This window comes from Pseudomonas sp. 29, assembly GCF_002754355.1.
GTDB classification, from domain to species: Bacteria; Pseudomonadota; Gammaproteobacteria; order Pseudomonadales; family Pseudomonadaceae; genus Aquipseudomonas; species Aquipseudomonas neuropathica.
In genome coordinates this window covers 2,691,486-2,705,862 of the sequence record NZ_PEEY01000001.1, presented here as the reverse complement: position 1 = coordinate 2,705,862, position 14,377 = coordinate 2,691,486, and the positions used below count along the sequence as shown (strand labels likewise).

At 59.1% G+C, this 14,377-nt stretch carries 14 protein-coding genes and 1 pseudogene; 5 read left to right on the top strand and 10 right to left on the bottom strand.

Translation table 11 applies throughout. The features are described 5' to 3' along the window. Positions 1–44 precede the first annotated feature (44 nt). The 5 genes from ridA to CLU80_RS12670 all read right to left on the bottom strand — a co-directional run bounded on the left by ridA (position 45) and on the right by CLU80_RS12670 (position 4,540). Positions 45–425, bottom strand: coding sequence for a deaminase RidA (ridA, locus tag CLU80_RS12690; RefSeq protein WP_003229509.1), 381 nt, complete (start codon positions 423–425; stop codon positions 45–47). A gap of 24 nt (positions 426–449) precedes the next feature. Further along, on the bottom strand, positions 450–2,555 hold the full coding sequence (spoT, locus tag CLU80_RS12685) for a bifunctional GTP diphosphokinase/guanosine-3',5'-bis pyrophosphate 3'-pyrophosphohydrolase (RefSeq protein WP_007920338.1): 2,106 nt from the start codon (positions 2,553–2,555) through the stop codon (positions 450–452). Between the two features lie 57 nt (positions 2,556–2,612). After that, entirely contained in the window at positions 2,613–2,876 is a 264-nt protein-coding gene (gene rpoZ / locus CLU80_RS12680) for a DNA-directed RNA polymerase subunit omega (RefSeq protein WP_008030604.1), read from the bottom strand. 167 nt (positions 2,877–3,043) lie between these two features. Beyond that, on the bottom strand, positions 3,044–3,664 hold the full coding sequence (gene gmk, locus CLU80_RS12675) for a guanylate kinase (protein WP_008078609.1): 621 nt from the start codon (positions 3,662–3,664) through the stop codon (positions 3,044–3,046). Between the two features lie 12 nt (positions 3,665–3,676). Further along, complete coding sequence (locus CLU80_RS12670; RefSeq protein ID WP_093429970.1) at positions 3,677–4,540, bottom strand: YicC/YloC family endoribonuclease; 864 nt, start codon at positions 4,538–4,540, stop codon at positions 3,677–3,679. A gap of 271 nt (positions 4,541–4,811) precedes the next feature. On the opposite strand from CLU80_RS12670, the gene rph reads away from it, so the two are divergent. The 3 genes from rph to gltS all read left to right on the top strand — a co-directional run bounded on the left by rph (position 4,812) and on the right by gltS (position 7,500). Further along, positions 4,812–5,534 carry a ribonuclease PH gene (gene rph / locus CLU80_RS12665; RefSeq protein WP_016985814.1) on the top strand — a complete coding sequence of 241 codons (723 nt, stop codon included), beginning with the start codon at positions 4,812–4,814 and terminating at the stop codon, positions 5,532–5,534. A 28-nt stretch (positions 5,535–5,562) separates the two neighbouring features. Then, positions 5,563–5,931 carry a DUF4870 domain-containing protein gene (locus CLU80_RS12660; protein ID WP_007920344.1) on the top strand — a complete coding sequence of 123 codons (369 nt, stop codon included), beginning with the start codon at positions 5,563–5,565 and terminating at the stop codon, positions 5,929–5,931. A gap of 357 nt (positions 5,932–6,288) precedes the next feature. Then, the gene (gene gltS, locus CLU80_RS12655; protein WP_099757515.1) at positions 6,289–7,500 is read left to right on the top strand and encodes a sodium/glutamate symporter; all 1,212 of its coding nucleotides are present in this window, start codon (positions 6,289–6,291) and stop codon (positions 7,498–7,500) included. Positions 7,501–7,579: 79 nt separating this feature from the next. Here gltS and crc read toward each other — a convergent pair whose 3' ends face one another. Next, the gene (crc, locus tag CLU80_RS12650; RefSeq protein WP_007920349.1) at positions 7,580–8,359 is read right to left on the bottom strand and encodes a catabolite repression control protein Crc; all 780 of its coding nucleotides are present in this window, start codon (positions 8,357–8,359) and stop codon (positions 7,580–7,582) included. An 82-nt stretch (positions 8,360–8,441) separates the two neighbouring features. Here crc and pyrE point away from each other — a divergent pair, with 82 nt between their 5' ends. After that, a complete protein-coding gene (gene pyrE, locus CLU80_RS12645; RefSeq protein WP_008078597.1) occupies positions 8,442–9,086 on the top strand; it encodes an orotate phosphoribosyltransferase in 645 nt (214 codons plus the stop codon). A gap of 168 nt (positions 9,087–9,254) precedes the next feature. On the opposite strand, the gene argB is transcribed toward pyrE, so the two are convergent. From argB to coaBC, 4 genes and pseudogenes are all read right to left on the bottom strand, one after another. Next, on the bottom strand, positions 9,255–10,160 hold the full coding sequence (gene argB / locus CLU80_RS12640) for an acetylglutamate kinase (protein ID WP_003229488.1): 906 nt from the start codon (positions 10,158–10,160) through the stop codon (positions 9,255–9,257). Positions 10,161–10,177: 17 nt separating this feature from the next. Then, positions 10,178–11,554: pseudogene (locus CLU80_RS12635) on the bottom strand (phosphomannomutase/phosphoglucomutase); the annotation flags it as partial. 318 nt (positions 11,555–11,872) lie between these two features. Continuing rightward, on the bottom strand, positions 11,873–12,328 hold the full coding sequence (gene dut, locus CLU80_RS12630; RefSeq protein WP_038359240.1) for a dUTP diphosphatase: 456 nt from the start codon (positions 12,326–12,328) through the stop codon (positions 11,873–11,875). A 5-nt stretch (positions 12,329–12,333) separates the two neighbouring features. After that, positions 12,334–13,542 (bottom strand): bifunctional phosphopantothenoylcysteine decarboxylase/phosphopantothenate--cysteine ligase CoaBC, encoded by a 1,209-nt coding sequence (gene coaBC, locus CLU80_RS12625; protein ID WP_007920365.1) that lies wholly within the window; start codon positions 13,540–13,542, stop codon positions 12,334–12,336. Positions 13,543–13,677: 135 nt separating this feature from the next. On the opposite strand from coaBC, the gene radC reads away from it, so the two are divergent. Continuing rightward, a complete protein-coding gene (gene radC / locus CLU80_RS12620) occupies positions 13,678–14,352 on the top strand; it encodes a RadC family protein (RefSeq protein ID WP_093429665.1) in 675 nt (224 codons plus the stop codon). The last annotated feature ends 25 nt before the right edge of the window (positions 14,353–14,377 follow it).

Below are 14,377 nucleotides of genomic sequence, written 5' to 3'. Positions count from 1 at the left end.
TCTTGCAGCAGTCGGCGCGGCGTTTGAAGGCCGCGCCGTGCGCATCACTCGATGACCAGAATGGCATCCATTTCAACCTGCGAACCCTTTGGCAGGGCAGCCACGCCGATGGCGGCGCGAGCCGGGTATGGCTGGTCGAAGTACTTGCCCATGATCTCGTTGACCTTGGCGAAGTGGCTCAGGTCGGTGAGGAAGATGTTCAGTTTGACGATGTCCTTGAACGAACCGCCAGCGGCTTCAGCCACGGCTTTGAGGTTCTCGAATACCTGGACGGTCTGGGCTTCGAAGCCTTCAACCAGTTCCATGGTTTTTGGGTCCAGAGGAATCTGGCCCGACATGTAAACGGTGTTGCCTGCCTTGATCGCCTGGGAGTAAGTACCGATGGCGGCCGGGGCCTTGTCGCTGGTGATTACGGTTTTGGTCATATATGACTCCTTGTAATGGTTGAGTTATGCACGCATGCGGGTGATGCGGATCACCCCGGTCAAGGCGCGCAGCTTCTTGATCACGCGGGCCAGGTGCACACGGTCGTGAACGCTGACCACCAACTGGACCACGCTGATGCGACCATCGCGTTCGTCCATGCTGATTTTCTCGATATTGCCGTCGGCTGCGTTGACGCTGCTGGCCAGCAGGGCAATCAGGCCGCGCTGGTGTTCCAGCTCGACGCGCAGTTCGACGTTGAATTCGCCGGTGACATCCTTGGCCCACGAGAGCTGGATGCATTTTTCCGGGTTGTGCCTGATTTCACTGATGTTGCGGCAGTTGTCCAGGTGCACGACCATGCCTTTGCCCGCGGACAGGTGCCCGACAATCGGGTCGCCCGGGATCGGCGTGCAGCATTTGGCGTAGCTGAGCACCAGACCTTCGGTGCCGCGAATCGCCAGCGGACCTTCCGGGCTTGGCAACTGTTCGCCTTCGCCGAGCAGGCGGCGGGCGACCACATAGGCCATGCGGTTGCCGAGGCCGATGTCTTCGAGCAGGTCTTCGATCAGTTCGAGGCGGTACTCGGTGAGCATCGCCTTGACGCGTTCGGCCGGGATCTTCTCCAGCGAACTGTCGAAACCGTTGAGCACCTTGTTCAGCAGGCGTTCGCCGAGGCTGATGGACTCGGAGCGACGTTGCAGTTTCAGCGCATGGCGGATGTGCGTGCGTGCCTTGCCGGTGACGACGAAATTGAGCCACGCCGGGTTTGGCCGTGCGCCCGGGGCGCTGACGATCTCGACTGTGGAGCCGCTTTGCAGTGGTTCGGACAGCGGTGCGAGACGGCGGTTGATCCGGCAGGCTATGCAGCTGTTGCCGACATCGGTGTGCACCGCGTAGGCAAAGTCGACTGCCGTGGAGCCTTTCGGCAGCTCCATGATCCGGCCTTTGGGCGTGAACACGTAGACCTCGTCCGGGAACAGGTCGATCTTCACACTCTCGATGAATTCCAGCGAGTTGCCGGCACGTTGCTGCATCTCCAGCACGCCTTTGACCCACTGACGGGCGCGGGCGTGAGTGCCTTTTGGCTGCTCGTCACCGCTGGACTTGTACAGCCAATGGGCGGCGATGCCGTTGTTGGCCATCTCTTCCATTTCGCGGGTGCGGATCTGGATTTCGATCGGTACGCCGTGCATGCCAAACAGCGTGGTGTGCAGCGACTGATAGCCGTTGGCCTTGGGAATCGCGATGTAATCCTTGAAGCGCCCTGGCAACGGTTTGTACAAATTATGCACAGCACCCAGCACGCGGTAGCAGGTATCGACCTTGTCGACGATGATCCGGAACGCATAGACGTCCATGATCTCGTTAAAGGCCCGACGCTTGCCGCGCATTTTCTTGTAGATGCCGTAGAGGTGTTTCTGCCGACCGCTGACTTCGCCCTGGATGCCGTCGATGGCGAGGCAATGGCCAAGGGATTCTTCGATTTTGTTGACGATTTCCTTGCGGTTGCCCCGGGCGCGTTTGACCGCTTGGTAGATCCGCGCGGAACGCATCGGGTGCATGGCCTTGAAGCCAAGGTCTTCAAATTCGATACGAATGGCATGCATGCCCAGCCGGTTGGCGATGGGCGCGTAGATTTCCAGGGTTTCCTTGGCGATGCGTCGGCGCTTTTCGCCGGACAGCACTTCCAGCGTGCGCATGTTGTGCAGGCGGTCGGCGAGTTTGACCAGGATCACGCGAATGTCGCGCGCCATGGCCATGGCCATTTTCTGGAAGTTTTCGGCTTGGGCTTCGGCCTTGGTCTCGAAATTCATCTGGGTCAGTTTGCTGACCCCGTCGACCAGTTCGGCCACGGTTTCACCGAACTGCGCTTGCAGCGCTTCTTTGGCGATACCGGTGTCTTCGATCACGTCATGCAGCATCGCCGCCATCAGGCTCTGATGGTCCATGTGCATGTCGGCAAGAATATTGGCCACGGCAAGAGGATGCGTGACGTACGCCTCGCCGCTGCGACGGCGTTGACCGTCATGGGCTTGTTCGGCGTAGAAATACGCTCGGCGGACCAGGTTGACCTGGTCGTTGCCGAGGTAGGTCGATAAGCGATCGGCGAGGGCGTCTATGCTCGGCATGATGATTCCTGCCGTAAGCTGTGATCCCGCGCCGTGCTACGTCGACCAGGCATAGGCTTAGACGGCCTCGTTGGACTCGTCCTCGAACGCTGCAAACAGCGGCTCATCCTGGACGATTTCCTGCTCGGCGATGAACTCGTAGCTCATCAGGCCTTCAGCGATTTCACGCAGTGCGACAACAGTCGGCTTGTCGTTTTCCCACTGGACCAATGGCTCTTTGCCGCCGGTGGCCAGTTGACGGGCACGCTTGGTAGAGAGCATGACCAGCTCAAAGCGGTTTTCCACGTGTTCTAGGCAGTCTTCAACGGTTACGCGGGCCATGGTATTCCTCGGAGCGAATGCAATATGCGCGCTGCCCGGTTGGGCGAGCGGACTCAACAGTTTAAAAAATCACCAGCGATTAGGGAAGCGCTGATTTTTTGACCAAGCCCTTCAACGCGCTGCAAGCACCAATGTAAAGCGCTTGCAGCTGTTTTGGGAAGTGCTGATTATCCGAGCAATTCGGCCAGCAATTTGCCGAAACGTACTTGCTGGCGTTTCTGCTGGAGTTGATTGGCGCGGAAAATCGCCTTCAGATCGTCCAGTGCGTGAGCAAAATCGTCGTTGATGATCAGGTAGTCGTATTCGACATAGTGACTCATCTCGCTGACCGCTTCGCGCATCCGCCCGTCAATGATCTCGTCGCTGTCCTGACCGCGATTGGTCAGGCGTTGGTGCAGGGCCTGAAGCGACGGCGGCAGGATAAAGATCGAGCGTGCTTGCGGCATCAGCTTGCGCACTTGCTCGGCGCCTTGCCAGTCGATTTCCAGAATCAGGTCGTGACCTTCGTCCAGCGTCTGCTGCAGGCGGCTTTGCGAGGTGCCGTAGAAGTTGCCGAAGACTTCGGCGCGTTCGAGGAAGTCGCCATGCTCGCCCATCTTCACGAACTCTTCGCGGGTCACGAAGTGATAGTTCACGCCGTCCACTTCACCCGGGCGCATGGCGCGGGTGGTGTGGGAAACCGAAACGCGAATTTCCGGTATGGCGTCGGTCAAGGCCTTGACCAGGCTGCTCTTGCCCGCGCCCGATGGCGCGGAAATGATGTACAGGGTGCCGGTGCTGTGGGTCATGTCGGGGTAGCCTTACTCAATATTCTGCACTTGTTCGCGCATCTGCTCGATCAACACCTTGAGGTTGACGGCGGCTTGGGTGCTGCGCGGGTCGAAGGCCTTGGAGCCCAGTGTGTTGGCTTCGCGGTTGAGTTCCTGCATCAGGAAGTCCAGGCGCCGACCGGCGGCACCGCCGGACTTGAGCACCCGGCGTACTTCGATGATGTGGGTGCTCAGGCGATCCAGTTCTTCGGCCACGTCGCTCTTTTGCGCGAGGATGACCATTTCCTGTTCGAGACGCTGCGGATCCAGCTCGGCCTTCATGTCGGCGAAGCGATCGAGGACTTTCTGACGCTGGGTCGCGAGCATCTGCGGCACCAGTTCGCGCAGGGTCACCACGTCTTCTTCAATGGAGGTCAGGCGCTCGTTGATCAGGCGTGCCAGCTCCGCGCCTTCGCGCTCGCGGCCGGCCTTCAACTCTTTCAGGCCTTGATTGAACAGCGCCAGTGCGTCGGCATTCAGCGCCTGCGGGTCGCTCGCATCGCCCACCAGTACGCCGGGCCAGGCCAGCACTTCCAGCGGGTTGAGTGCGGCAGGGTTCTTGATCAGGCCAGCCACGGTCTCAGCCGCTGCGACCAGCTGCGCGGCGCGCTCGCGATCGACTTGCAGGGTTTTGCCGGTGCTTTCTTCGGTGAAACGCAGGGTGCATTCCAGTTTGCCCCGCGACAGGCCCTGACGCAGCGCTTCACGCACCGCGCCTTCGAGGTCGCGAAACGACTCCGGCAGGCGCAGGTGCGGTTCCAGATAGCGGCTGTTCACCGAGCGCAGTTCCCAGCTCAGGGTGCCCTGTGCGCCGGCTTTTTCGACGCGGGCGAAGGCGGTCATGCTGTGCACCATGGCGGTGACCTCGCAAATGCAGATCGGCGCGAAACCTGTGTTCCGCAGGCGCGATATGTATGAATTTAAGCCGACTGGCAGCAAAGGCGCAGGATTGTAGCGCAGTGCGGCGAATGCGCCCAAACACACGGTGTGACAAAGGGCTGCATCCCGTCGGTAACGGGTGTTTCAGGGCCTTCGATCGTCGGGCTGGATTTTTAACGAGTGCCCACGCGCGGTGCAGCGCTCTATAATGCTCGGCAGTTTTCCGTCCCCAGTACAGGTATTCCCTATGAAACGTCCAAGTGGTCGCGCTGCCGATCAGCTCCGCTCGATCCGCATTACCCGCAACTACACCAAACACGCCGAGGGATCCGTACTGGTCGAATTCGGTGATACCAAAGTCATCTGCACCGTCAGCGTCGAAAACGGCGTGCCGCGCTTCCTCAAAGGCCAGGGCCAGGGTTGGTTGACCGCCGAATACGGCATGCTGCCGCGCGCCACTGGCGAGCGTAACCAGCGTGAAGCGAGCCGTGGCAAGCAGGGTGGTCGCACCCTGGAAATCCAGCGCCTGATCGGCCGTTCCCTGCGCGCTGCGCTGGACATGTCCAAGCTGGGCGATGTGACCCTGTACGTCGACTGCGACGTGATTCAGGCCGACGGTGGTACTCGCACGGCTTCGATCACCGGCGCCATGGTTGCACTGGTTGATGCACTGAAAGTAATCAAGAAGCGTGGCGGCCTGAAGGGTGGCGATCCGCTCAAGCAGATGATCGGTGCCGTGTCGGTTGGCATGTATCAGGGCGAGGCCGTGCTGGATCTGGACTATCTTGAAGATTCCGCCGCCGAGACTGACCTCAACGTGGTGATGACCAGCACCGGTGGTTTCATCGAGGTGCAGGGTACGGCTGAAGGCGCGCCGTTCCAGCCTGAAGACTTGAACGCCATGCTGGAACTGGCCAAGCAAGGCATGAACGAAATCTTCGAACTGCAAAAGGCTGCACTGGCCGACTGAGCAGGTTCATAACCGCAAGGAGGACGCGATGAGTGACGAACAAGAGTTGCTGCCCAAACCGAGCCAGGAGGTTCGCCAGTGGGCGATGTTTTGTCACTTGTCCGCCTTGCTGGGGATCTGGATCCCGTTCGGCAATCTGATCGGGCCGTTGATCCTCTGGCAGATGAAGCGCGAAACGGACCCGTTCATCGACGCTCAAGGCAAGGAGGCGCTGAATTTTCAGATCACCGTCGCCATCGCCTCGTTGATCTGTTTCCTGCTGATGGTGCTGATCATCGGGTTCTTCCTGTTGGGGATACTGGCCATTGGTGCGCTGGTATTGACCATCATCGCCGGTGTGAAGGCCAATGAAGGTTTTCCTTACCGATATCCGTTTACCTGGCGGCTGATCAAATAAGGCGCTCGAAAAGTTTTAAAACAAATGCCCTGACCTGTCAGGGCATTTTATTAATGCAACAAAATTAATCGTTATTATGGGTAGGAATGATCTGATCGCGATGATCGGTCGATACTCTTTCTGTATATACACTTTTAGTCACAACTGCATCGGCTTAGTTAGGATTCATGGCCTTGGAATCAAAGGCGACGATTGTTAAAGTTGCTCGGATAATATTTCTCCTGAAATATTAAGATATATTCAAGCCATCGAAGGCTATTGAATTTCCGAGTAATCAGTGTTGAGACAATCAGCCGGTTCATGAGGCGCGTGCAGGTAAACAGCTCGCCTCTGAATATCTAGCCAAGAATAATCCCAATGATTCAGCTTGATTTTTACGGAACACTTGTCGCCGCCTCCTTAGTACTTCTGCTAGGGCGCGGGCTCGTTATGCGTGTTGGTTTCATGCGCAGTTACAACATTCCCGAACCTGTCGCGGGGGGCTTGGTAGTTGCCTTGATCTTGTTGCTGCTGCGAACGCTCAATATTGAAATTCGTTTCGATACTTCGCTGCAGACACCTTTGATGCTGGCCTTTTTTGCCACCATTGGTCTAAGTGCAGACTTTGCCAGCTTGAAGAAAGGGGGGCGCGTTGTCGGGATATTTCTATTGGCAGTCACCGGATTGTTGGTAGTGCAGAATGCGATGGGGATCGGGCTGGCAACAATGCTCGGGCTCGATCCATTGATGGGACTGCTGACCGGATCGATCACCTTGGCGGGCGGTCACGGCACTGGGGCTGCGTGGGGTACGGTATTCAGTGAGAAATACGGTCTGGCATCTGCGTCGGAGCTGGCGATGGCTTCCGCGACGTTTGGCCTGGTGCTGGGTGGTTTGATCGGCGGACCAGTCGCGCGCTTGCTCATCAAGCGAGTGCATGTGCCCGGTTGTCAGAGTCCGGATGCGCCGCTGCGGTTGCCGAAAGGCTTCGAGCAACCAAACAAAGAACGCTCGATTACCCCGTTTTCGTTTATAGAAACACTCGCCCTGATCGCGGTCAGTTTGCTGGCGGGCAATCTGTTGAACGGCCTGCTGCAGGGCACCGCATTCGAGTTGCCGACGTTCGTTTGTGTTCTGTTTGTTGGCGTGGTCTTGCGCAACGGGCTTTCGGCGTTGGGTCTGTATCAGGTGTTCGAGCGTGAGGTGTCGGTGCTGGGCAATGTCAGCTTGTCGCTGTTTCTGGCGATTGCCCTGATGTCGCTCAAACTGTGGGATCTGGCAGCATTGGCGCTGCCCATTTTCATCATCCTGGCAGTGCAGGCGCTGGTCATGGCGTTGTTCGCGATTTTCGTGACATTCCGGATGATGGGGCGCAACTACGACGCGGCCGTGCTGGCGGCAGGGCACTGCGGTTTCGGATTGGGTGCGACGCCGACGGCGATCGCCAATATGCAGGCAGTGACGCAGCGTTATGGGCCGTCGCAGATTGCCTTTCTGGTGGTGCCGATGGTCGGAGCGTTTTTCATCGATATCATTAATGTCGTCGTGATCAAGCTCTACCTGGCCTTACCGTTCTTCGCTGCTGTCTGAGTCCGAATCGGCTTGGCACTGACGCACAAAAAATGCCCGTATCCTGCGATACGGGCATTTTTTTACTTCGAAAAGGCGCTTAGATGGTCAGCGTCCAGTCGTAGTCGACGATCAGCGGTGCGTGCTGCGAGAACCGTGGCTGACGCGGCAGGCGAGCACTGCGCACGAAGCGCCGCAGGCCCGGGGTCAGGATCTGGTAGTCAAAACGCCAGCCCAGATTGAGCATCTCGGCCTGTTCGTTGTCCGGCCACCAGCTGTACTGGTCGCCTTCGCGGCTGACTTCGCGCAGGGCATCGACATAGCCCATGTTGCCGACAATCTCGTCCATCCAGGCGCGTTCTGGCGCCAGGAAGCCCGGGGATTGCTGGCTGTCGCGCCAGTTCTTGATGTCGAGCTTCTGCTGCGCCACGTACAGCGAGCCACAATAAATGTACTCGCGACGTTTGCGCCGCTGTTTGTCCAGGTACTTGCCGAAGTCGTCCATGAGCTTGAACTTCTGGTTCAAGTCCTCATCGCCGTTCATCCCCGAAGGAAGCAGCAAGGTGGCAATACTGACTTTGTCGAAATCTGCTTGCAGGTAGCGCCCGTAGCGGTCGGCCGTCTCGAAACCGAGACCGCTGATGACAGCCTTCGGTTGCAACCGCGAATACAAAGCCACGCCGCCTTGGGCAGGGACTTCAGCATCGCAGGCATAAAGGAAGTAGCCATCCAGTTGGAAGGCTGGGTCATCCAGTTCAAAGGCGGAGGCACGGGTGTCCTGCAGGCAGATGACGTCGGCATTCTGTGCTTGCAGCCAACTGAGCAAACCACGCTCGACTGCAGCCTGAATACCATTGACGTTCACACTGATGATCCGCATAAATGGCCCCAAAAATCGCGTGCGTGTATGATACACGGCGTCAAGCTAATTAGCTAAATCCGTGGTATTTGGGGTTTTTTTCATGCAAGCGTATCAGCGCGATTTCATTCGTTTTGCCATCGATCGCGGCGTTTTGCGCTTCGGTGAGTTCACCCTGAAGTCCGGGCGCACCAGTCCTTACTTCTTCAATGCCGGCCTGTTCAACTCGGGTTCGGCCCTGGCGCAGCTGGGGCGTTTCTACGCGGCAGCCATCGCTGAGAGCGGCATTCCCTTCGACGTTCTGTTCGGCCCGGCCTACAAAGGCATCCCGTTGGCGGCAACCACCGCTGTGGCACTGGCCGAGCACCACGACCGTGATCTGCCGTGGTGCTTCAACCGCAAGGAAGCCAAGGCCCACGGCGAGGGCGGTAGTCTGGTCGGCGCGCCACTGACTGGCGATGTGCTGATCATTGATGACGTAATCACGGCCGGTACAGCAATCCGCGAAGTGATGCAGATCATCGCTTCCCAGGACGGTGCCAAGGCTGCGGGCGTGCTGATTGCGCTGAACCGTCAGGAACGTGGCAACGGTGAATTGTCGGCCATTCAAGAAGTCGAGCGTGATTTCGGTATCCCGGTGATCAGCATTGTTTCGCTGAATCAGGTGCTGGAATTCCTTGCCGATGATCCGCAGCTCAAGCAACACCTGCCCGCCGTGGAAGCCTATCGCGCCCAGTTCGGCGTTTAACCGCAGAGCACTGTGGGAGCGAGCCTGCTCGCGAAGAGGGCTTCACATTTAACATTGATGTGATGCAGAGACCGCTTTCGCGAGCAGGCTCGCTCTCACAGGGAATGTGGTGCAAAAAAAGACCCCGCTCAGCCAGGCTGAGCGGGGTCTTTTGGTTTACGTCAGCGCTTATGGGCGCTTGCGATTGCTGATCAGCGTGCCCACACCGGTGTCGGTGAAGATTTCCAGCAGGATCGCGTTCGGCACGCGACCGTCGATGATCAGCGAGCTGCCCACGCCGCCCTGAACCGCTTCCAGTGCGCAACGAATCTTCGGCAGCATACCGCCGTAGATAGTGCCGTCGGCGATCAGGTCGTCGACCTGCTGCGTGCTCAGGCCGGTCAACACGGTGCCCGACTTGTCCATCAGGCCGGCAATATTGGTCAGCAACATCAGCTTCTCGGCTTTCAGTGCCTCGGCGACTTTACCGGCCACCAGATCCGCGTTGATGTTGTACGACTCGCCGTTCTCACCCACGCCGATCGGCGCGATCACCGGGATGAAGTTGCCTTTGACCAGCAGGTTCAGCAGTTCGGTATTGATCCCGACCACTTCGCCGACCTGACCGATGTCGATGATTTCCGGTTGAGTCATCTCCGGCGTCTGACGGGTGACGGTGAGCTTCTTCGCACGAATCAGCCCGGCGTCTTTACCGGTCAGGCCGATGGCGCTGCCGCCGTGACGGTTGATCAGGTTGACGATGCTTTTGTTGACCTGGCCGCCAAGGACCATTTCCACCACATCCATGGTCGCGGCGTCGGTGACGCGCATGCCATCGACGAAGTGGCTTTCGATCGACAGACGCTTGAGCAGATCGCCGATCTGCGGGCCGCCACCGTGAACCACGACCGGGTTGATGCCCACGGCTTTCATCAAGACGATGTCGCGCGCAAAGCCGGTTTTCAGCTCCTCGCTTTCCATCGCGTTGCCGCCGTATTTGATCACCAGGGTCTTGCCGACATAACGTCGGATGTAAGGCAACGCTTCGGACAGGACCTGGGCGGTATGGGCGGCGGCTTCGCGTTCGAGGGTCATTCAGGGCTCCGGGTGGATCAGAACGGTAGTTGGAGATCAGGTGCAACGCGTTTCAGTTGGGCGTGGAACACATCCTTGATGCGTTGCAATTCAGCCTCGTCATCGGCCTCGAAGCGCAGCACCAGCACCGGTGTGGTGTTGGACGCGCGCACCAGGCCCCAGCCTTTGGCGTAATCGACTCGCACGCCGTCGATGGTGGTCAGGTCAGCGCCTGCGCCCCACTGTGCGTCGTGCAGTGCATCAATGATGCTGAATTTGCTCTCTTCGGTCACATGGATATTGATTTCCGGCGTAGAAATATCGTTCGGGAACGTCGCAAACAGCTCTTCCGCGGTGGATTTTTCCTTGCTGAGGATCTCCAGCAGCCGTGCGGCGCTGTAGATGCCGTCGTCAAAACCGAACCAGCGCTCCTTGAAGAAGATGTGCCCGCTCATTTCCCCGGCCAATAGCGCACCGGATTGTTTCATTTTCTTTTTGATCAACGAATGACCGGTCTTCCACATTAGCGGACGACCACCGTATTCCTTGATCAGCGGCACCAGGCGACGGGTGCATTTGACGTCGAAGATGATTTCCGCGTCCGGGTTGCGCGCGACCACGTCACGGGCGAACAGCATCAGCAGGCGGTCGGGATAAACGATGCTGCCGGTGTTGGTCACCACGCCGACGCGGTCGCCGTCGCCGTCGAAAGCCAGGCCGATATCGGCGTTGGTTTCCTTGACCTTGGCGATCAGGTCGACGAGGTTCTCAGGCTTGCCCGGATCCGGGTGGTGGTTGGGGAAGTTGCCATCGACCTCGCAGAACAGCGGGATGACTTCGCAATTCAGCGCTTCGATCAGTTGTGGGGCGATCACACCGGCCGCGCCGTTGCCGCAGTCGACCACGACCTTCATGCGCCGTGCCAGTTTGATGTCCTGGATGATTTCGGTGTTGTAGCGGTCGAGGATCTCGACCTGAGTGACACTGCCGGTGCCGCTGCTCAAGTTGTTGCTCTTGAGGCGCTCGTGCAGGGCCTGGATCTGTTCGTTGGCGAGGGTGTCGCCGGCGATGACGATCTTGAAACCGTTGTAGTTCGACGGGTTGTGGCTGCCGGTGAGCATCACCCCGGATTTGCCGGCCAGGACGTTGGCGGCGTAGTACAGCGCGGGCGTTGGCACCAGGCCGACATCGCTGACGTGGCAGCCGCTTTCGGCGATGCCGCGAATCAGTTCTGCAACCAGCTCCGGGCCGGACAGGCGGCCGTCGCGACCGACGGAAACGTTCGGTTCACCTTGGGCCAGGCTCTGCGAACCGATGGCGCGGCCGATCCAGTAAGCGGTTTCGGCATTGAGGAATTCCGGCACGGTGCCGCGAATGTCATAGGCGCGGAAAATGCTGTCGGGCAGCTTCGGGGCGATCTTGGCTGGGGTGCTCATCTACGGAAATGCTCCATCTCGAAAGTGGCGGGACAGACCGACGAATCGTTCGACGGCAGGCTCAAACTGAAGGGTATGACGGCGTTTTCCACGGAGAGTTCGTGGTATGAAAGGGCCATGACGCCTCGGCGGGCGTGGCTTTCGGCCGGCAAAACCTTGATTTTCGGTGTTAAACCTTTCAGCTGATCTGCTGAAACTTCCCCCTGTAGGAGCTGCCGCAGGCTGCGATCTATTGATCTTGATCTTAAAAATCAAAAGATCGCAGCCTGCGGCAGCTCTTACAGAAGATGACTCCGGTTACTTGGTGCCGGTGTGGCCAAATCCGCCGGTGCCGCGTTCGGTTTCGACGAACTCTTCAACCATTTCGAAATGCGCCTGTACCACCGGTACCAGCACCAGTTGCGCCAGACGTTCGCCGACGGTCATGGTGAAATCGGTCTGGCCACGGTTCCAGCAGGACACCATCAACGGGCCCTGGTAATCGGAGTCGATCAAACCGACGAGGTTGCCCAGCACGATGCCGTGCTTATGGCCCATGCCCGAGCGCGGCAGGATCAGCGCGGCGAGGTTCGGGTCGCCGATGTAAACCGACAGACCGGTGGGGATCAGCACGGTTTCACCCGGCTTGATCACGATGTCCTGATCCAGCATGGCGCGCAGGTCGAGGCCGGCGGAACCCGGGGTGGCGTATTGCGGCAGCGGGAAATCGGTACCGATGCGTGGGTCGAGGATCTTGGCTTGCAAAGCGTGCATGTAAATTAAACCTGGTTCAGACGTTCGGCGATAAAGGTGACCAGTTGGCGAGCGATCTTGCTCTTGCTGGTCTGGGCGAAAACCGTGGCGTGCAGCGCACGGTCAATCACGCTGCAGGCGTTTTCTTCGCTGTTGAAACCGATGCTCGGGTTGGCGACGTCGTTGGCGACGATCAAATCGAGATTCTTGTCCTTCAGCTTGCGTGCAGCGTAGTCGAGCAGGTGTTCGGTCTCGGCGGCGAAGCCGACACTGAACGGACGGTCTGGACGGGTCGCGATGGTGGCCAGGATGTCCGGGTTACGCACCATTTGCAGGACGAAGCCGTCACCGCTCGTAGGATCTTTCTTGAGTTTTTGCGGGGCGACGACTTCCGGGCGGTAGTCCGCAACGGCCGCCGAGGCGATGAACACGTCGCACGGGATCGCCGACTCACAGGCCGCGAGCATGTCGCGGGCGCTGACCACGTCGATGCGCGTGACGCGATCCGGCGTCGGGAGGTGCACCGGGCCGCTGATCAGCGTGACGCGGGCGCCGGCCTCAACTGCGGCTTCAGCGAGTGCGAAGCCCATTTTGCCGGAGCTGTGGTTGGTGATGTAGCGAACCGGGTCGATGTTTTCCTGAGTCGGGCCGGCGGTGATGACGACGTGTTTGCCGGTCAGCGCCTGGCGCTGGAAGCAGTCCGCCGCGCATTGTGCGAGGTCGGTGGCCTCCATCATGCGGCCCATGCCGACGTCGCCGCAGGCCTGGCTACCCGAGGCCGGGCCGAAGGTCTTCAGGCCACGGCTTTCCAGGAGTTGCAGGTTGGCCTGGGTCGCCGGATCACGCCACATCGCCTGATTCATTGCCGGCGCGACTGCCACAACGGCGTCGGTGGCCAGCACCAGGGTGGTCAGCAAATCGTTGGCGATGCCTTGGGCCAGGCGGGCGATCAGGTCGGCAGTGGCCGGGGCGATCAGTACCAGATCGGCCCATTTCGCCAGCTCGATGTGGCCCATCGCGGCTTCGGCAGCCGGGTCGAGCAAGTCGAGGTGGACCGGGTGGCCGGACAGCGCTTGCATGGTCAGCGGGGTGATGAACTCGGCGCCGCCATGGGTCATGACCACGCGTACTTCGGCACCCTGATCGATCAGGCGACGAACCAGATCGGCGCTCTTGTAGGCCGCGATGCCGCCGCCGACGCCGAGCACGATGCGTTTCCGATACAGCCGCTGCATAGGTCTGCCTTTCATTTCGTGGGTGACATACGTGGCGAAACCCCCTCCCCAGGGTGAATTCGCCCGCAAAAAAGATGGGCTACGATATCACAGCGACCGCTACGGAACAGCGGCGCCCACAGACAGGGAAGTGCTATGAGTATTCGCGATTGGCCTGCGGCGGAACGTCCGCGGGAAAGGTTGTTGGAACACGGGGCAGCGAGCCTTTCAGACGCTGAGTTGCTGGCGATTTTTCTGCGCACCGGATTGCCCGGACTAAGTGCTGTGGATCTGGCGCGCAATCTGTTGACTCAATTCGGCAGCCTGCGTTTGCTGCTTGAGGCCGATCAGGACGAATTCAGCAAACAATTGGGGCTCGGGCCGGCGAAGTTTGCGCAACTGCAAGCTGCTCAGGAAATGAACAGGCGGCATCTGGCTGAGAAATCACGGCAGAAACCAGCCTTGGAAAACCCTCAGGTCGTTCGCGATTATCTGAAATCGATGCTTCGTCACGAACCGCATGAGGTGTTTGGTTGCCTGTTTCTCGACTCCAAACATCAAGTACTGAATTTCGAGATACTGTTTCGCGGCTCAATCGACAACACCAGCGTGCATCCACGCGAGGTTGTTAAGCGATGTTTGGCCAATAACGCCGCTGCGTTGATCCTGTGCCACAACCATCCATCGGGGAACACTGACCCCAGTCAGGCAGATCGGCTGCTGACCAAACGCCTGCAAAAGGCGCTGGAGCTGATTGACGTGCGGGTACTCGATCACTTCATCGTTGGTGATGGTGAGCCGTTGTCGATGGCGGAGTGTGGCTGGATGTAGTTCTCAGGGACAAACGCTAAACCCC

Coding starts and splice junctions, on each gene's coding strand:
- coaBC (WP_007920365.1), bottom strand. CDS start 13,542: ATGCAGCGGCTGTATCGGAAACGCATCGTGCTCGGCGTCGGCGGCGGC.
- rph (WP_016985814.1), top strand. CDS start 4,812: ATGAAACGTCCAAGTGGTCGCGCTGCCGATCAGCTCCGCTCGATCCGC.
- CLU80_RS12670 (WP_093429970.1), bottom strand. CDS start 4,540: ATGGTGCACAGCATGACCGCCTTCGCCCGCGTCGAAAAAGCCGGCGCA.
- ridA (WP_003229509.1), bottom strand. CDS start 425: ATGACCAAAACCGTAATCACCAGCGACAAGGCCCCGGCCGCCATCGGT.
- CLU80_RS12660 (WP_007920344.1), top strand. CDS start 5,563: ATGAGTGACGAACAAGAGTTGCTGCCCAAACCGAGCCAGGAGGTTCGC.
- gmk (WP_008078609.1), bottom strand. CDS start 3,664: ATGACCCACAGCACCGGCACCCTGTACATCATTTCCGCGCCATCGGGC.
- crc (WP_007920349.1), bottom strand. CDS start 8,359: ATGCGGATCATCAGTGTGAACGTCAATGGTATTCAGGCTGCAGTCGAG.
- argB (WP_003229488.1), bottom strand. CDS start 10,160: ATGACCCTCGAACGCGAAGCCGCCGCCCATACCGCCCAGGTCCTGTCC.
- rpoZ (WP_008030604.1), bottom strand. CDS start 2,876: ATGGCCCGCGTAACCGTTGAAGACTGCCTAGAACACGTGGAAAACCGC.
- radC (WP_093429665.1), top strand. CDS start 13,678: ATGAGTATTCGCGATTGGCCTGCGGCGGAACGTCCGCGGGAAAGGTTG.
- spoT (WP_007920338.1), bottom strand. CDS start 2,555: ATGCCGAGCATAGACGCCCTCGCCGATCGCTTATCGACCTACCTCGGC.
- gltS (WP_099757515.1), top strand. CDS start 6,289: ATGATTCAGCTTGATTTTTACGGAACACTTGTCGCCGCCTCCTTAGTA.
- dut (WP_038359240.1), bottom strand. CDS start 12,328: ATGCACGCTTTGCAAGCCAAGATCCTCGACCCACGCATCGGTACCGAT.
- pyrE (WP_008078597.1), top strand. CDS start 8,442: ATGCAAGCGTATCAGCGCGATTTCATTCGTTTTGCCATCGATCGCGGC.